The sequence below is a fragment of the Ammoniphilus resinae genome (assembly GCF_017873965.1).
GTDB classification, from domain to species: Bacteria; Bacillota; Bacilli; order Aneurinibacillales; family RAOX-1; genus Ammoniphilus_A; species Ammoniphilus_A resinae.
Window position 1 is genome coordinate 154,547 of record NZ_JAGGKT010000006.1, and the last position, 18,440, is coordinate 172,986.

Here is an 18,440-nt window from a genome sequence, read left to right on the forward strand (position 1 = left end):
GGAGGTTAAATAAAAAAATGGCTAATTATCGTGATCCAAAGCTGAAGGTCTTTACATGTAACTCAAATCCGCAACTGGCAAAGGAAATAGCTGATCATATCGGATTACCCTTAGGGAATTCCGAAGTTGTACGCTTCAGTGACGGAGAGATTCAAATCAAGTTAAATGAAAGTGTTCGCGGTGCAGACGTGTTTGTTATCCAATCAACAAGTGCACCTGTGAATCAAAACTTAATGGAACTTTTAATTATGATTGATGCCTTGAAACGTGCCTCTGCCAAAAGCATCAATTGTGTGATTCCTTATTACGGCTATGCGCGACAAGACCGGAAGGCTAGAGCGAGAGATCCGATTACTGCAAAATTAGTCGCTAATTTGTTGGAGACAGCTGGTGCACACCGAATCATTACAATGGACCTGCATGCGACACAAATTCAAGGTTTCTTCGATATTCCAGTTGACCATTTATTAGGGGTTCCTATTCTGGCAAAATATTTTGAAGAAAAAGAGCTGGAAGATATCGTCGTGGTTTCTCCCGATCATGGGGGTGTAACTCGTGCGAGAAAATTGGCAGAACGCTTGCAGGCGCCCATTGCGATTATTGATAAACGCAGACCTGAGCCAAATGTCGCGGAAATCATGAATATCGTTGGGAATATTGAAGGGAAGACAGCGATTTTAATTGATGACATTATTGATACAGCAGGTACAATTACCCTTGCTGCAAACGCGCTTGTAGAGAGCGGAGCAAAAGGTGTCTATGCTTGCTGCACACATCCTGTTCTTTCCGGTCCGGCAATCGAAAGAATCGCGAAATCAAAGATTCAAGAGTTGGTGGTTACCAACAGCATTGCCTTAGCTCCGGAGAAGGTGCTTCCGAACGTCAAGATGCTCTCTGTAGCACCTATTATTGGAGAGGCGATTATTCGCGTCCATGAAGAATTATCCGTAAGTAAACTATTTGATTAAACTATCCGGTTTGAACCTTCCTAAAAAGGGCAATATATTGCTGAATACTTTTTAGGAGGGTGATTTTTTTATGTCTGCAACTTTAAAGGTGGAAAAACGTAATAATAAGAAATCAACAAAGACCCAGTTGAGAAATCAGGGCAAGATTCCTGGTATTGTTTACGGCGGCGAGGGAAACAACGAATTAATTAGTATCGATCAATCTGAACTTCTTCAAGTCTTGCGAACCCAAGGGAAGAGCAGTGTGATCCAGCTTCAATTGGCGAATGGACAGCCGGCAAATGTGATGATCTATGAAATGCAAAAAGATCATTTCAAAGATCGTCTTTTACATGTGGATTTCAAACGAGTGAACATGAATGAACCCATTGAAACTTCTATCCCCATTACTTTGATTGGAGAAGCGAATGGGGTGAAGCAAGGTGGAGTGCTGCAATTCCAAACACGAGAAATTGAAATTCGTTGTTTGCCGTCCCATATCCCTGACTTCATTCCGCTCTATGTTTCAGAGCTTTCTATTGGGGAATCCTTATGTGTTTCTGACTTAGAAATCCCAGAAGGAGTCGAAGTACAGCATGAATTGGATGAGGTGATTGTTAGCGTTGCCGCACCTCGATTACAACCTGTCGAGGAAACTCCGGAAGATACCATTCAGGAGCCTGAAGTCGTTGATGCAAAGAACGGCCCTGGAATGGATGAAGCTAAATAAAGATTAGGTGGAGAAACGATTGAAATTAATTGTTGGACTTGGAAATCCTGGAAAGCAGTATGAAAAAACCCGGCATAATGCCGGGTTTATGGTCATTGATGAGCTTGCCCGGTCCTTGCAGATAGAACCAAGTCAGTTAAAGTTTAAGGGACTGTGTGGGGAAACGCGAATCGGCGGAGAAAAAGTTATTCTATTAAAGCCGCTTACCTATATGAACCTATCAGGTGAATCGGTGATACAAGCAGTTAACTTTTTCAAAGCTGAAAAAGATGAACTATTGGTTATTTACGATGATTTGGATACGCCCGTAGGGAAAATCCGGCTTCGGCTGAAAGGCAGTGCTGGTGGTCATAACGGCATCAAATCGATCATTCAGCATTTAGGGACAGAAGAGTTCCAGCGGATTCGCGTGGGAATCGGACGCCCGTTGCCAGGGCAAAAGGTAGTTGACTTTGTCCTAGAGAACTTTCGCGCAGAAGAAGAAGGCGACATCAAGACGGCCATTGAGAACTCGACCGCGGCGGCGAAACAGTGGTTGAGTGAACCTTTTGAACAAGTGATGAATAAGTTTAACTGAGTATGTTTTCGTTTGCCAGGGGAATAATACTAGAAGGAATATACTCCCTCTAGGAGGCATAATGATGTCAATAAAATATATCTGTCCTTACTGTAAAACAACGCTTGGGGTGTTTGATTCAGCCCATGTTTCAGAAGCGCAGCTGGGGTTCCATTCCTTGACCCCTGAGGAACGAAACCATATAATAAGCTATGAAGCGAATGGAGACGTAGTAGCAAATGTTACCTGTGAATACTGCAGTGAAGCAATTGACCGGAATCCAGAGTTGGGAAATCCATTACAATGACAGTAGAGCCTTGGCTGCGCATGCTGAGGCTTATTTTTGCACTTGTATGAAAGATCTTTGCATCTACTAAGTGGGGCATAGGAGGCTCGGAGAGGAGGCTCAATTTGAAAGGAATCATTGATAAATTTATTCATAACCCTGATTTTCAAACCGTTTTAAGCGGATTTGACCAAGGCTTGAGAGAACAGATGGTAACAGGCTTAAGCGGGTCAGCCAGACAATTTATGATTGGTGCGCTATTTGAATCGCTAAATAAACCTTTGCTTGTTGTCACTCACAATATGTTTCAGGCACAGAAAATTTTTGAAGACTTAGTGGATGTCCTTGGGGAAGAGCAGGTATTGCTTTTTCCAGCAAACGAATTGATTATATCTGAAATGGCCATCGCTAGTCCAGAAACATTGGCCAATCGAATCGAAGTATTAAATAAAATTAGCGAGAAAAAACGACGCATTTTGGTCACTCCTTATGCCGGGTTAAGAAGGATTTTGCTGCCGCAACAAATTTGGAAAGAATCGCAAATTTTCTTACAAGTAGGGCAAGAGGTTTCACTTGAGCAATTGTTGCAAAACCTAGTTTCGACCGGTTATGAACGAGTGGAGATGGTGGAAGGAAAAGGACAAATGAGTATGCGGGGCGGCATCCTAGATGTCTATCCGATTTCGTCTGACTTTCCGATTCGAATCGAACTGTTTGATGTCATGATTGATTCGATTCGCTATTTCGACCAGACCAATCAGCGTTCCATAAGGTCGTGTGAATCCATTGTAATCCCGCCAACGAATGAAATCTTTGGCAGCGTGGAAATCTTACAGCAGACTGCAGAACGTTTGCAGCAAAAGATGGGCGAGACACTGCAAAAAGTGAAAGATCAGGCTGTAAAAGAGAAAATCGTCGAGAAGATGGGTTGGGAGATCGAACAACTCCGTCATGGAAACCGCTTTCAGGGTCTCTATAAGTATATTTCCCTCATGTATTCAAACTATCAAAGTTTACTAGATTACATGCCGGATGAAACGGTTATTGTCATGGATGAACCGACACGTGTTCTTGAGGCCGTTGAGCAGTTGGATAAAGAGGAAGCAGAATGGAAAACAGCGCTGTTGGCGGAAGGGGAGTTCGCTCACGAGATTGCGATTTCCTTCCCTTATGAGGATGTAGTAAACAGCAGGAAAAATAAGATTATGTATCTTGCCCTATTTCTCCGTCAAGTCCCACGGACTGCTCCGCAAAACATCGTAGGTATCAGTTGCAAAACCATGCAGAATTTTCATGGGCAAATGAATGTCTTGAAAACAGAGCTGGAACGCTGGAAAAAACAGCATCATCAGGTATTGTTTCTGGCCGCCGATGAAGAGCGGGCGAAACGCTTGGAAAAAGTCTTTCATGATTACGAGATTGAAGCAGACTTAATCCTCCATTCACCGCCAAGCATGGGCAGCCAGCGACCTGTCATTTCTATCGGGAATTTGCAGGCTGGTTTTGAAATGCCGATGAACCATTTAGTGGTTGTGACCGAGTCTGAGGTGTTCTCACAGAAACAAAGAAAAGCCAGGAAAACGCGGACCAATTTAAGTAACGCAGAACGGATTAAAAATTATAATGAACTGAAAGTTGGCGATTATGTTGTCCATGTGAACCATGGAATCGGAAGGTACCTGGGAATAGAAACCCTTGTCATCAATGGCAATCATAAAGATTATCTGCATCTGAAATATGCGGGCAATGATAAGCTATATGTTCCAATTGAACAGATTGACCAGGTTCAAAAATATGTGGGCAACGAAGATAAAGAGCCGAAGATTTATAAATTAGGCGGAACGGATTGGAAGAAGGTAAAAAGTAAGGCTAAATCGTCCATTCAGGATATTGCGGCAGACCTGATCAAGCTATACGCGCAACGTGAAGCGACGAAAGGTTATCAATTTAGTCCAGACACGCCAGAAATGAGAGAATTTGAGGCACTTTTTCCTTATGAAGAAACACAAGATCAGCTTCGGGCGATCGACGAAATCAAGCACGACATGGAGAGGCCTCAGCCTATGGACCGCTTGTTGTGCGGAGATGTGGGATACGGGAAAACAGAGGTGGCGATTCGCGCAGCTTTCAAAGCAGTGATGGACGGTAAACAAGTTGCTATTCTAGTTCCTACAACGATTTTAGCCCAACAGCATTATGAGACATTTCGTGAGAGATTTGAAGGGTATCCAATTGAAATCGGAGTCATTTCTCGTTTTCGCTCTCGAAAAGAGCAGACAGAGGCACTGAAATCGCTGAAAAATGGAACGTTGGATATAATTATTGGAACCCACCGTTTGTTATCGAAAGATGTGGTTTTCAAGGATCTCGGTTTGTTGATCGTAGATGAGGAGCAGCGCTTCGGTGTTACCCATAAGGAAAAGTTAAAGCGGTTAAAAACCAATGTGGATGTACTGACGCTGACGGCGACCCCGATCCCTAGAACTTTGCACATGTCGATGCTGGGTGTGCGCGATCTGTCGGTTATTGAGACTCCGCCAGAAAATCGGTTCCCCGTGCAGACCTATGTCATGGAGTATAGTGCAGGGTTGGTAAGAGAAGCGATTGAACGGGAAATGTCTCGTGGAGGTCAGGTATATTTCCTTTTCAATCAAGTCCAGGGGATTGAGCAGATGGCAGAGCAAATTTCCTTCCTGGTTCCTGAGGCAAAGGTTGGTGTAGCCCATGGTCAAATGAAAGAAACGGAATTAGAACAAGTGATGCTTGATTTCCTTGAAGGAAATACAGATGTTCTAGTTAGTACGACGATCATAGAAACGGGCGTAGATATTCCAAACGTCAATACGCTAATTGTTTATAATGCCGATCGGATGGGGCTGTCTCAACTCTATCAATTGCGTGGTCGTGTAGGACGTTCCAACCGAATGGCCTATGCTTATTTTACGTATCAGCGAGATAAAGTATTGACCGAAGTAGCCGAAAAAAGATTACAGGCGATTAAGGAATTTACAGAGCTCGGTTCTGGGTTTAAAATTGCCATGCGTGATTTATCCATTCGTGGTGCAGGGAACTTATTGGGTGCTGAGCAGCATGGATTTATTGCTTCAGTCGGATTTGATCTATACAGTCAAATGTTGAAAGATGCGATAAAAGAATTAAAAGGCGGTCCGAAGGAAGAGGAAACGATTCAGCCAGAAATTGATATCCAGTTAGATGCTTTTATTCCTTCTGAGTATATTCAGGACGGCCGGCAGAAGATTGAATTATATAAGAAATTTGCAGCCGTGCAGACCATGGAAGATGTGGCGGATTTGCAGGATGAGTTGGTGGATCGATTTGGTGAGCCGCCGATGCCTGTGCAAAATCTGCTGCGAGTCGCTCGCTTGCGGGTCTACTCCCTTATGCACCGAATTACAAGTATTTCGCAGAAGGGCATGCAGATGGTTATTACCTTACATGAAGATCAAAACAGTGCTATTGATGGAACCAAATTATTCGAGTGGGCAAGCCGCTTTGAACGGCGAATTCTCCTTTCAACTGGACAATCGATATCGATTACTGTTAAGCTAAATGGGTTAACTCCTGAGAATGCAATCGAGTTAGTGGATCGTTTTCTTTCAGGGTTCGAGCAAGTGAAACGAACGAAGGGAGAATTAAATAATGTTGCCAATTAAAAAATGGAGTGTAATACTCCTCTCTTTTGCCCTTGCAACGTCCGTTTTAACAGCCTGTCAATCAGGAGACGAAGAGAAGGCAAAAGCGAAAGAGGAAACATCGCAAAATGAGACACAGCCTGGCAATAGTGGGGAGAATCCATTACCAATTGTGAAAGTTGATCTTGGGATGAAGCCAGATGAGACGGTTGCGAACTATGAAGGTGGAACCTTGACTGCCGGTCAGTTCAAGGATTATCTGGAAATCCAAGCTTTTGTCAACCCGCAGGCTGGTTTAGCAATTAATGAAAAGGACCCAGAAGCTTTGAAGCTTTTTGTAGACAGCTATGTGGGTGAATTGAAAATGGCCGAGAAAGCTCCAGAGAGCGGTGATTATAAAAAAGGCGGAGAAGATATTACGGGCCGCATCCTAGATCAATACAAAATGGTCTATGGAGGGGATGAGAAAAAGGTCGAACAGCAAATGAAAGACCAAGGAGTGACGAAAGAAGAACTTCAGGAATTCTTTATTCGTTATAAAAAAGTAGAGGCATACCTTGGCTCGCAGGTCTCCGATGACGATTTGAAAAAGCAATATGACGACATGAAAAAGGCAGGGCAATTAAAAACTGCTTCTGTCCGACATATTCTTATTATGTTTGAAAATCGTACACCGGAAGAAGCCAAAAAGCTGGCTGATGAGATTGCTGATCGTTTGCGCAAAGGTGAAGACTTTGCCAAGTTAGCCAAAGAAAAATCGGAAGACCCAGGCAGCAAGGATAATGGCGGGCTGTATGAGGATGCTGACGTAAATATGTGGGTTCCTGAATTTAAAAAGGCAGCTTTGGAGCTCCCATTGAATGAAATTAGTGACCCGGTGAAGACCGATTATGGCTACCATGTCATGAAGGTAGAGAAGCGTTCAGAGCGTAGTTTTGATGATGTGAAGGAAGCGCTTCGCAGCCAATTGATCAATACGAAATATGATGAGTTCATGAAAAACAATGTGGAAAAAATGGTAAAAGAAGTACATTTACCAGAGAATCCGAAGAAATAACCAGGAAGATGGGGCGACCCATCTTCCTTTTCTTTTCTTGGAATGAAAAGTGAATATTATCCTTTGAGGAGATATATACTAAACCCACACCAGGAAACAAGCCTTCCCAAACCAAGGCAGACGTAAAGAAGAGTAGGGTATCAACGCTAATGATGGAGTTCCAGTAAAGAAAAACTTCAAGTGAAAGTGAGGCAACTAGAACATGAAAGCAACTGGAATTGTACGCCGAATTGACGATCTTGGCCGGGTTGTCATCCCTAAAGAAATTCGTCGCACGCTTAGAATTCGTGAAGGTGACCCGTTGGAAATTTTTGTTGACAGAGATGGAGAAGTAATCCTTAAGAAGTATTCGCCAATTGGAGAACTTGGTGATTTCGCTAAGGAATATGCTGACTCCCTTTATGAGAGCATTGGGCATATTACATTAATCTCTGACCGAGATTCTGTCATTGCAGTCTCTGGTGCAAGTAAAAAAGAATATATGGACAAGCCAATTGGCAATATGATTGAAACTTGTATGGAAGAAAGAAAAACCATGGTTCAAGGGCCAGGCGAATATGATGTATGTCGCGATCTAAAAGAGCATTATTCTTCCATTGTCGTGGCACCGATTGTTGCTGGTGGTGATCCGATTGGTTCGGTCATACTCTGCAGCAAGGAAGATTCCGTCAAGATGGCGGATCTGGAGACGAAAATGGCCGAAACAGCTGCAGGCTTTTTGGCTAAACAAATGGAACAATAGGAAGATGAAGACGTAAAAGAGCTTTTTCAGCCAAATAGGGCTTGAGAAAGCTCTTTGTGTTTTTATTGGGGAAATTTATTTTACGAAGCAACAAATTAATAATTAATAATATATAGAATATTTATACTAAGTAGAGTAAACAGAAGTGGCTATTTTGGCTACTTTTTAATGAAAATAGTGAATAAAAAAATGGTTGATTCAAGTGGGAAATTTATATATAATAATGATAAATTAGTTTGTAAATAAATTAATGGAAGCGTTATCAAGAGAAAGAAAATGACAACCACTATAGGGGGAAAGAGAATGAAAAAGAAATTATCCTATTTTTTAGTTGCAGTCTTATCTATGGGCAGTTTAGTGGGGTGTGGAGGGAACGCAACGGAATCCTCTGGTTCTTCCGATCAACCTGCGGAAGCAGCTAATTCCAACAGCAGTGCAGAAGGCGATGTTGTTACTATTGCAGTAGGAAGTGCAGCACCTGATACAGAGACTTCCCACTATCAACAATTCTTGCTAAAAATGAAGGAGCAAGTGGAGAAAGAAACAAACGGAACAGTAAAAATTGAAATCCATGCCAATGGTGAGTTGGGTGGAGAACGTGAAATGATCGAAGCGGTTCAATTAGGAACCTTGGATGCGACAATTACAGGAGCTGGTCCTCTAGGGAACTTTGCCCCATCATCTAATGCATTAGATTTTCCGTTCCTATTTAACGATCGTGAGCATGCCTACAAAGTGCTTGATGGAGAAATCGGTCAATCCATCAGCAAGGAATTAGAATCGACAGGTGCAAAGATTCTGGTTTGGGCAGAGAATGGTTTCCGTAATATAACGAATAACACTAGACCAATCAAAACTCCAGCAGATCTTAAAGGAATTAAGATCCGTACACAGGAAAATAAAATTCATTTAGATACCTTTAAGGATTATGGCGCAAATCCTACCCCGATGGCCTTCACTGAGCTGTTTACATCCATGCAGCAAGGAGTTGTTGATGGAGAGGAAAACCCTCTATCTGTAATTGTACCAAATAAATTTTTTGAAGTTCAAAAATATATGACACTTTCTGAACACTTCTATCAAGCAGCGCCTTTTGTTATTAACACAGCTAAATTTGAGAGTCTAACTCCAGATCAGCAAAAAGCACTACAATCTGCTGCAGAAGCCGCTCGTGATTTTGAACGTCAATTTATTTTCGATATGAATGAAAAGTTCATCGAAACAGCTAAAGAAGGCGGAATGGAAATTCTCCCTACGGAAGAATTTGATCGTGAAGCATTCGTGGCTGCTTCAGAAAACGTTTATAAAAAGTACGAATCAGAGTACGGTGACATTCTTAAGCGGATCCGTGAAACAAAGTAAGTAAACGATCGAAACGTTTGATAACTTCTCCTCAGAGTTACGATGGTTATTCTGAGGAGATTTTTCAAATCATCATCGATTTACTACCCTATCTTGATATCTATAAAGGGGTGAGAAAATGGCAGGACTATTACGTATAATTGATTTCTTTAATAAATGTTTAATGATACTCCTTGGGGTTGTATTAGGGGTTATGTCTATTGTCATCATCATCCAAGTACTTTCCCGTTATATTTTCGGATTTCCCCTCCCTTGGTCTGAGGAACTTGCACGCTATCTGATGTCGTACAGCATATTTGTTGGTGCAGCATTAGCTCTTCGAAACCAGCAGTTAATCGCAGTAGAATTTATTTCCGAGCGCCTTTCTTTTAACCCTAGAAGGATCTTGAAAATTGTAATAAACATAATTGGGATTTTTCTTTTTGCCATTCTCTTTATTCAAGGTTTTGAAATGATGGACAAGGTTTCCTCACAGTTGTCTGCTGCAATGCAAATTTCAATGTCTATTCCATACGCAAGCATACCCATTGGCGCGATTTTATTAACGATCAATGCGATTGCAGTTATTATCGAATTAGTACTAGCCAAAGAAGAAGTGAAAGAGGGTGAAGTCGCGTGAGTACGATATTATTTATTTCCTTAGGCGGCTTCTTGATCCTTGGTGTGCCAATTGCGGTAGCCATGGGATTGGCTTCTGCCCTTGCTGTTTGGTGGGGTGGAGGAATTCCCCTCATTATTATGGCCCAACGAGAATTTACTTCGATTGATTCCTTTCCATTGATGGCGATTCCGTTTTTCATTTTAGCAGGTACCTTGATGGAAATTGGGGGGATTTCGAGAAGACTGGTTGCTTTTGCTAACGCCCTTACCGGACATATTACCGGGGGACTTGGTTTAGTTGCCGTAGTAACCTCCATGTTTTTCGCCGCGATCTCAGGATCCAGTGCCGCAACGGTTGCTGCCTTAGGTTCGATTCTTATTCCGGCCATGGTGAAAAGAGGGTATCATCGTAATTTTGGAGGCGCTATTCAGGCCGTGTCTGGGGAATTAGGAGTTATTATCCCGCCTAGTATTCCGATGATCCTGTATGGGGTTACCACAGAAACCTCCATTGGCGACATGTTTATGGCGGGGGTTATTCCTGGGCTCCTCATTGGATTATCTTTAATGATTACCGTTTATTTTATTGCTAAAAAACGTGGCTACCAAAGTGAAGAAAAAGTAAGCTGGGCTGGCCGCTGGAAAGCCTTTAAAGATGCGCTTTTAGCCTTATTTATGCCAGTAATTATCCTCGGTGGAATTTATGGTGGAGTCTTTACTCCAACGGAAGCTGCAGGAGTCGCCGTTGCCTACGCTTTTATCATCGGTGTGTTTATTTATAAGGAGATCAAGTGGAAGGATGTTCTCTCCTTACTTGGTCAATCTGCGGTTACTTCTTCGATTATTATGTTTATCATTGCTAATGCTGGATTGTTCGGCTGGATTTTGAGCCGTGAAGGGGTCCCGCAAAAAATAGCTGCCTTTTTCACGGACATCTCAAGTAATGCCTTTGTATTCCTGCTTGTTATTAATGTTTTATTGCTGGTTGTAGGAATGTTCTTTGAAACCGGTGCTTCTATTATTATTTTGGCACCATTGCTTACACCAGTTGCTGCACAATTTGGCATTGATCCAGTTCATTTCGGGATGATTATGATTATTAACTTGGCCATGGGAATGTGTACACCGCCAGTCGGGGTCAATCTCTTCATATCCTGTCAGATCGCTGAGATTACATTGGAGGATATAACAAAGGCTATCTTGCCGTTTATCCTTGTTCTCATTGTCGATCTAATGATCATCAGTTACATTCCTCAAGTAACGATGTGGCTGCCACATCTATTTAAATAAGGAAGCTGCGGAGCTTTTTCAGCGTAAGGGGGCCTACCTCCGATCTCTGGGAAAGCTCTTTATGTTTCACATCAAGTCCCCTATCTTTCACGAATCCTATTTCCTACCACCACCATTCGACATCATCTGCCTGTTATTCATCCTCAAATACAAACCATTCGTCCTGAAAACCGCATTTTTCCATTTTCATTTATTATCATTATTTCCAAAAGATATACAAAATGAAATAAAGGGAATTTATCATCTAATGGGGGAGAGAAAATGGCAGCTTTATTACGTTTGATTGACAGCTTTAATAAATGGTTAACTATTCTTCTTGGTATTGTATTAGCAGTTATGTCCATAGTCATCATTTCCCAAGTGCTTTCCCGTTACATCTTTGGCATTCCCCTTCCTTGGTCGGAGGAACTGGCACGTTATCTAATGTCTTATAGTGTATTTGTTGGTGCCGCATTGGCCCTGCGCAAACAGCAATTAATTGCAGTAGAATTTATTTCCGAGCGTTTGTCTTGGAAACCTAGAAGGGCTCTAAAGGTTGCAATTAATGTAATAAGCATTATTCTTTTTGCCATCCTTTTTATGAAAGGGATCGAAATGATGGGGAAGGTTGGCACGCAGCTCTCCGCTGGAATGCAAATCCCAATGTCCATTCCGTATGCAAGTATACCTATTGGTGCAATTTTGTTAACCATGAATGCGGTTGCAGTCATTATCGAATTAGTACTAGCCAAAGAAGCAGTGAAAGAGGGTGAAGCCGCGTGAGTACGATATTATTTATTTCTTTAGGCGGCTTCTTGATACTAGGTGTACCGATCGCTATAGCTATGGGATTGGCTTCTGCCCTTGCTGTTTGGTGGGGTGGAGGAATTCCCCTCATTATTATGGCCCAGCGTGAATTTACTTCGATTGATTCCTTTCCATTGATGGCGATTCCGTTTTTCATTTTAGCAGGTACCTTGATGGAAATTGGGGGGATTTCGAGAAGACTGGTTGCCTTTGCTAACGCCCTTACCGGACATATTACCGGGGGACTTGGTCTAGTTGCTGTTGTTACTTCCATGTTTTTCGCCGCCATTTCCGGATCCAGTGCCGCTACAGTTGCTGCCTTAGGTTCCATACTTATTCCGGCCATGGTGAAAAGAGGGTATCATCGTAATTTCGGTGGAGCCGTTCAGGCCGTGTCCGGAGAATTAGGAGTTATTATTCCGCCTAGTATTCCGATGATCCTGTATGGGGTTACCACAGAAACCTCCATTGGCGACATGTTTATGGCGGGGGTTATTCCTGGGCTATTGATTGGATTTTCCTTGATGATTACGGTGTATTTCATTGCTAAAAAACGAGGCTATCAGAGTGAAGAAAAAGTAAGCTGGGTGGGACGCTGGAAGGCTTTTAAAGATGCGCTCTTGGCTCTGTTCATGCCAGTAATTATCCTCGGTGGAATTTATGGTGGAGTCTTTACCCCAACGGAAGCTGCGGGAGTTGCGGTTGCCTACGCTTTTATTATCGGTGTGTTTGTTTATAAAGAGATCAAATGGAAGGACGTTCTCTCTTTACTTGGTCAATCTGCGGTTACTTCTTCGATTATTATGTTTATCATTGCTAATGCTGGATTGTTCGGCTGGATTTTGAGCCGTGAAGGGATTCCACAAAAAGTAGCTGCCTTCTTTACGGATATCTCAAGCAATGCCTTTGTATTCCTGCTGGTTATAAACGCATTATTGCTGATTGTGGGAATGTTCTTTGAGACCGGTGCATCTATTATTATCTTAGCGCCATTGCTCACACCGGTTGCTGCACAATTTGGTATCGATCCGGTTCATTTCGGGATGATCATGATCGTAAACCTGGCCATGGGTATGTGTACACCGCCAGTCGGGGTCAATCTCTTTATATCCTGCCAAATTGCTGAGATTACATTGGAAGATATAACGAAGGCTATCTTGCCATTTATCCTTGTTCTCATTGTTGACTTATTGATTATTAGTTACATTCCTCAAGTGACGATGTGGCTGCCAAATTTATTTAAATAAAGAAACTGTGGAGCTTTTTCAGAGTAAGCGGAGCCAGAATCCGAACTGCCTGGGAAAGCTCTTTTTTTGGCGAGGCGGACTGAGAATCCGCTATTTGAAAAGAAAGGCCCTGTTTTTGTAATTAAGCGGACCGTACGTCCGTTATTTCACTGTTTTTGGGTCAAATGGGGTGGGATTTAGCAAATAAGGGATCTAGGGTCCGCGAGCCACCTGAAAGTGGGGATTTGAAGAGAAATAGCGTCTCCTGAGTCCGTGAGATCTGACTTGCCCTCCGTTTTCCGCAGCAAATTCTCATTAGTGGTGTCTAACCTATTTTCTCTGGTATAATTACCTCAGTTTTTGCTATTGGGGGGAAAGGAATGTCAAATGAGGTAAATAGCAGCACTTTTATAAAAGGGGCCGCCATTCTGGGGCTGGCAACATTGCTGTCCAAAATGCTTGGGTTAATTTACCGCATTCCCTATCAAAACATTACCGGTGATCTAGGTTACTACGTCTATATGCAAGTCTATCCCCTCTATGGTACCCTGCTAACTTTTGCAACGGCTGGTTTTCCCATCGCGATTTCAAAGATTGTATCGGAAAAATTGGTCCTGGGTGATGGACAAGGGGTGCAAAAGGTTTTTCGTGTTTCATTGATTACCTTAGCCATCACCGGTTGCGTTTCCTTTGCGCTTCTGTATGGCGGTGCGGAATGGATTGCCAGGGCGATGGGGAACGATAAGCTTATCCTGCCTATTCGAAGTGTGTCTTTTGCATTATTAATTGTCCCCCCAATGGCTGCCATGCGGGGGTATTTTCAGGGACATCAGAATATGATGCCCACTGCGGTATCCCAAGTGATTGAGCAAACCATTCGAGTAACGACTATTATTTTTCTGGCCTATTGGTTTATGCGGACGACCGGAAATGAATATCTGGCAGGTGCTGGGGCCGTATTCGGGGCTTTCACAGGAGCCTGTGCCAGTTTCCTTGTGCTTCTATTCTTTTGGAGAAAAAATCGGGTAAATAAAAAGTCAGAAGTGAAATCGCCCAACAAAACAAAAGAAGACACTGTCTGGCAACTGATAAAAACGATCGTCTACTATTCGCTTCCCATTTGTTTTGGGGCTTTGGCCCTTCCTTTGCTGCAGCTTTCTGATTCGTTTACAGTGGCCAATCTGTTGATTAGGGGAGGGATCCCAGCGGAAGAAGCGAATATTTTGAAGGGTGTTTTTGACCGTGGCCAGCCGTTGGTTGCTTTTGGCGCCTTTTTTGCTACAGCCTTGTCCTTGTCCCTTGTCCCTGCGATTGCGGAGGCAAGGGTGCGGCGTGATGATGCGGCGATTAAAAATCGAACGGAATTGGCACTGAGACTGACCTTGTTAATTGGGCTGCCCACATCCATCGGGTTAGCGGTAGTGGCTGAACCTGTAAATATTATGCTTTATCAAAATGACAAGGGTACCGTCACGTTAATTGTGCTAGCCTTTACTACCATTTTCTCCACCTTGGGCATTGCTTCGGCTGGAATCCTACAGGGCTTGGGGCAGGTCATGCTGCCGGCCAAATATTTGTTTGTTGCTGTTTTCATCAAAGTCATACTCAACATTATTCTTATTCCGCTAATGGGGATTACAGGGGCGGCGCTTGCTACGGTGTTAGCTTATAGTGTATCAGCGATTCTAAATATCCAAGCAGTCTGCCATTATACAGGTGTAAGACTTCGTTTTAAGGCTTTCTTTATAAAACCTATGTTATCTGTATTCATCATGGGAATCCTGGTTTGGTTGATTCAGCCGATGACGATGAAGATGCTGGTTGGAATCGTCACCACCTATCGTCTCTATTTTTCGATTGTTGCCCTGATTGCCGTTTTATTTGGGGTTATTATATACGGGATGAGCTTATTGCTAACAGGTTCAATCACCAAAAAAGATATGCAGTCGATTCCAAAATTAAATAAATGGATCCCATTCTTAGACCGCTTCGGCCTTCTTCGGGATTCATAAGAAAGGAAGATTCGATGAAAAAGATTACAGTTATCGGGCTTGGAGCAGGCAACCTGGAGCAAATGCCAATCGGGGTATGGAACCGATTGAAACAGGCCTCTCACATCTATTTAAGAACAGAAAAACATCCTGTTGTTCAAGATTTAAAAGACCAGGGGATTTTATTTCACAGCTTTGATCATTTATATGAAAAGGAAGGCTCCTTTCACGATGTCTATGAACAAATAACCAAGTTACTCATTGAGAAGGCAAACGAAGAAACAGCGATTCTTTATGTTGTGCCAGGGCATCCCATGGTTGCTGAAAAAACAACACAGTTGTTATTGCAGGAAGGGCCTGCCCAGGGGGTTGACGTGGAAGTCACAGGTGGACAGAGTTTTCTTGATGCAGCCTTCACCGCTTTAAGAGTGGATCCTGTCGAAGGCTTCTCCCTGTTAGATGCAAGCAGCTTGCAGCGAGACCATCTTAATCCACACCTGCATTTATTAATTACCCAAGTGTATGATCAACTTACGGCATCGGATGCCAAGCTTTCTCTAATGGAGGTGTTCCCCGACGATTACGAAATCATCTTGCTTTATTCCGCGGGGGTATCTGGGGAGGAGGCAGCCCATAAAATTCCTCTTTACGAGCTAGATCATCATTTCAAAAAGGTCCATAACTTGGCACTAATCTATGTGCCGCCCACTCGCGAGGAGAAGATTCTTAACCGGCAATTTACCACCTTGCGGGATATTATTGCCATCCTTCGTGGCCCAGAAGGATGTCCTTGGGATAAAGAGCAAACCCACCAATCCATCCGTAAAAATTTAATTGAGGAAACTTATGAGGTGGCGGAGGCTATTGACTTGGAAGAACCAGATGCTTTATGTGAGGAACTAGGTGATCTTTTGATGCAGGTGATGTTGCACGGGCAAATTGCGGAAGATGAAGGAGATTTCAATGTAGAAGATATTATTCAAGTCTTAAATGAAAAATTAATTCGTCGTCACCCGCATGTATTCGGGGAGCGAGAAGCGGAAACAAGTCAAGAGGTGGTGAAAAATTGGGAAGAAATTAAAGCGCAGGAAAAAAGAGATAAAGGCATTGATCCTACGAAGCAATCCTTGTTATCAGGAGTCCCCAAAGATCTTCCTGCGCTAATGACAGCCTATAAGCTATCCAAAAAGGCGGCAAAGGTTGGCTTTGATTGGGATCAACTGCAGGATGTCTATGCTAAGATAGAAGAAGAATTATCAGAAGTGAAAGAAGCCAAGGGTTCCGAAGAAATAAAGGAGGAATTGGGAGATTTGCTGTTTGCTGTAGCAAATTTAGCCCGCTTTCTGAAAATCGATGCAGAGGAGGCTTTGGCCTTGACTAATTTGAAATTTAAAAGGCGATTCCACTTTATCGAAGAACATCTGCAAAAACCGTTGGAAGAAGCAACATTAGACGAAATGGAATGGTTGTGGCAGGAAGCGAAAAAGAAGGAGAGAGAAGCGTGAGATTAGATAAATATCTTAAAGTTTCCCGATTAGTTAAGCGAAGAACGATGGCAAAGGAAGTGGCTGATCAGGGACGGGTGAAAATCAATGGCAAACAAGCGAAATCGAGTACAGCTGTGAAAGTGGGCGACGAGCTGATGATTCGCTATGGAAATAAGCATGTTACAGTAAAAGTGGAGAGAATAGTCGACACAACGAAAAAAGAAGAAGCGGCAACCATGTATACGCTCGTTTCAGAAGAGCGGATCCAGCAGGAAGCAGCAAAGGAAGACCCGGATTATCCATTTTCTTAGTTCTAAACTTCGGCGAACAACCATAACATGTACAAAAAGCACGATGGATGGAGGTTCCCCCATTATGGTTGATTCGACGAAGAAGAATCCAAGACATGAAATTATGATGTTTAATCGAAAAAAACTTGAAATCTCCGGTGTATTAAATGTAGAAAGCTTTGATAATGAAGAGTTCCTACTGGAAACGGAATGCGGGTTTCTTTGCATTAAAGGGCAGAACCTACATATGAAGAACTTAAGTTTGGAAACAGGACAGGTATCCATTGAGGGTTACGTCCATGACATGGGATACATTGATGAACACTCAGGGGGCTCCAAGGGCAAAGGGTTATTTGGCAGGTTGTTCAAGTGAACATCGAGACCCAACTGGTAACCATGATTTTAATGGTAGCCTGTGGAGTCACCATGGGACTATTATATGATACTTACCGGGTAATGAAGGGGCAGACTGGTATGGAAGGGCTACTGGTACTGATCTGCGACCTTTTATTTTGGGCAAGCTGTACTTTTCTTGTATTTGGAACCCTGTTAAGAATTAACGAAGGAATTGTCCGAATCTATCTTTTTCTGGGAATGGGAATTGGGGCATGGTTGTATTTTGTTCTTTTTCATACCTTTTATATTAAATGGTTTTTGCGATTTATCCGTTTAGTCAAGGCGATCTATCGTTTTGTCGTGCGAACAATTGAAATCTTGCTGGTTAAACCGCTGATTTTTTTATATAAAGTCGTAGTTGCCGTCATCGTGGCGATTGCCCTTTTTATTTGGAGGATCCTTTTATTCATCTATCAGCTTTTTAAAAAAATCTTTATTCCTTCCGGAAAATATGTGAAAAACTTGGGGGGGAAAGCACTTTCCTCATCAAAGAAAAAGGGAGCAGGATTTTTAAAACGGTTGGCGAAACTATTTAGACGAGACAAAACAAAAGACGAATGAGGTGCCAACCAATGAATGATCTGGATTCTTCCTTGAATAGGATGAAGGGTCAAAAAAGAAGACTGCGAGTTTTGGGAGTAGTCATTACAGCTTTTTGTCTTTGGGCCGGCTTCACTTGGTATGATCAGCAAGCAACCCTCCTTGAGAAGAAGGAGGAACTGAAAGAGGTGCAGCAACTAGCAGACCAGGTAAAATTGGAGAATGACGAACTGAAATATCAAGTCAGCAGGCTAAATGATCGTGATTATATTGCTGAGATCGCCCGACGCGACTATTATTTATCCAAACCAGGGGAGATTATTTTCTTAACTCCGGATCGCTAGGGGCATCGTTAAACAAATAGAAGAGGTTGTTCCTGCAACTTCTTCTAGTCTATCCTTTAATCCCTAGGTTTCTTCTTCCTCGTTATCCTTCAAGTTAATACCGAAATGAATTTCTCTCCAGTATCTACTTTCATCCCATTTCGATGCTAATATCGAC

Annotated in this window: 18 protein-coding genes; all 18 read left to right on the top strand. The window is 42.7% G+C overall.

Going from position 1 to position 18,440, the window contains the following annotated elements; all coding sequences use genetic code 11:
* Window positions 1-17: 17 nt before the first annotated feature.
* A complete protein-coding gene (locus J2Z37_RS12015) occupies window positions 18-968 on the top strand; it encodes a ribose-phosphate diphosphokinase (protein ID WP_209810498.1) in 951 nt (316 codons plus the stop codon).
* A gap of 70 nt (window positions 969-1,038) precedes the next feature.
* The gene (locus J2Z37_RS12020) at window positions 1,039-1,677 is read left to right on the top strand and encodes a 50S ribosomal protein L25/general stress protein Ctc (protein ID WP_209810499.1); all 639 of its coding nucleotides are present in this window, start codon (window positions 1,039-1,041) and stop codon (window positions 1,675-1,677) included.
* Window positions 1,678-1,696: 19 nt separating this feature from the next.
* Window positions 1,697-2,254, top strand: coding sequence for an aminoacyl-tRNA hydrolase (pth, locus tag J2Z37_RS12025; RefSeq protein WP_209810500.1), 558 nt, complete (start codon window positions 1,697-1,699; stop codon window positions 2,252-2,254).
* Between the two features lie 64 nt (window positions 2,255-2,318).
* Window positions 2,319-2,540, top strand: coding sequence for an anti-sigma-F factor Fin (locus J2Z37_RS12030; RefSeq protein WP_209810501.1), 222 nt, complete (start codon window positions 2,319-2,321; stop codon window positions 2,538-2,540).
* Between the two features lie 104 nt (window positions 2,541-2,644).
* A complete protein-coding gene (gene mfd, locus J2Z37_RS12035) occupies window positions 2,645-6,193 on the top strand; it encodes a transcription-repair coupling factor (protein ID WP_245203756.1) in 3,549 nt (1,182 codons plus the stop codon).
* Window positions 6,180-7,229, top strand: a complete 1,050-nt coding sequence (locus J2Z37_RS12040) for a peptidylprolyl isomerase (protein WP_209810502.1) — start codon at window positions 6,180-6,182, stop codon at window positions 7,227-7,229. Before mfd ends, J2Z37_RS12040 begins: the two co-directional genes overlap by 14 nt.
* A 202-nt stretch (window positions 7,230-7,431) precedes the next feature.
* On the top strand, window positions 7,432-7,971 hold the full coding sequence (gene spoVT, locus J2Z37_RS12045; RefSeq protein ID WP_209810503.1) for a stage V sporulation protein T: 540 nt from the start codon (window positions 7,432-7,434) through the stop codon (window positions 7,969-7,971).
* Between the two features lie 303 nt (window positions 7,972-8,274).
* Window positions 8,275-9,333 carry a TRAP transporter substrate-binding protein gene (locus J2Z37_RS12050; RefSeq protein WP_209810504.1) on the top strand — a complete coding sequence of 353 codons (1,059 nt, stop codon included), beginning with the start codon at window positions 8,275-8,277 and terminating at the stop codon, window positions 9,331-9,333.
* 118 nt (window positions 9,334-9,451) lie between these two features.
* Entirely contained in the window at window positions 9,452-9,952 is a 501-nt protein-coding gene (locus tag J2Z37_RS12055) for a TRAP transporter small permease (RefSeq protein WP_209810505.1), read from the top strand.
* Entirely contained in the window at window positions 9,949-11,223 is a 1,275-nt protein-coding gene (locus J2Z37_RS12060) for a TRAP transporter large permease (RefSeq protein WP_209810506.1), read from the top strand. The genes J2Z37_RS12055 and J2Z37_RS12060 overlap by 4 nt, the downstream gene beginning before the upstream one ends.
* 261 nt (window positions 11,224-11,484) lie before the next feature.
* Entirely contained in the window at window positions 11,485-11,985 is a 501-nt protein-coding gene (locus tag J2Z37_RS12065) for a TRAP transporter small permease (RefSeq protein WP_209810507.1), read from the top strand.
* A complete protein-coding gene (locus J2Z37_RS12070; RefSeq protein WP_209810508.1) occupies window positions 11,982-13,256 on the top strand; it encodes a TRAP transporter large permease in 1,275 nt (424 codons plus the stop codon). The genes J2Z37_RS12065 and J2Z37_RS12070 overlap by 4 nt, the downstream gene beginning before the upstream one ends.
* 359 nt (window positions 13,257-13,615) lie before the next feature.
* A complete protein-coding gene (locus J2Z37_RS12075; RefSeq protein WP_209810509.1) occupies window positions 13,616-15,247 on the top strand; it encodes a putative polysaccharide biosynthesis protein in 1,632 nt (543 codons plus the stop codon).
* Between the two features lie 14 nt (window positions 15,248-15,261).
* Window positions 15,262-16,731 (top strand): bifunctional methyltransferase/pyrophosphohydrolase YabN, encoded by a 1,470-nt coding sequence (gene yabN / locus J2Z37_RS12080; RefSeq protein ID WP_209810510.1) that lies wholly within the window; start codon window positions 15,262-15,264, stop codon window positions 16,729-16,731.
* Window positions 16,728-17,024 (top strand): RNA-binding S4 domain-containing protein, encoded by a 297-nt coding sequence (locus tag J2Z37_RS12085; protein WP_209810511.1) that lies wholly within the window; start codon window positions 16,728-16,730, stop codon window positions 17,022-17,024. The genes yabN and J2Z37_RS12085 overlap by 4 nt, the downstream gene beginning before the upstream one ends.
* 64 nt (window positions 17,025-17,088) lie before the next feature.
* Window positions 17,089-17,376, top strand: coding sequence for a sporulation protein YabP (yabP, locus tag J2Z37_RS12090; protein ID WP_209810512.1), 288 nt, complete (start codon window positions 17,089-17,091; stop codon window positions 17,374-17,376).
* Window positions 17,373-17,960: a spore cortex biosynthesis protein YabQ gene (yabQ, locus tag J2Z37_RS12095; RefSeq protein ID WP_209810513.1), complete on the top strand. Its 588-nt coding sequence runs from the start codon at window positions 17,373-17,375 to the stop codon at window positions 17,958-17,960. Before yabP ends, yabQ begins: the two co-directional genes overlap by 4 nt.
* Before the next feature lie 11 nt (window positions 17,961-17,971).
* Entirely contained in the window at window positions 17,972-18,283 is a 312-nt protein-coding gene (locus J2Z37_RS12100; RefSeq protein ID WP_209810514.1) for an FtsB family cell division protein, read from the top strand.
* Window positions 18,284-18,440: the final 157 nt, after the last annotated feature.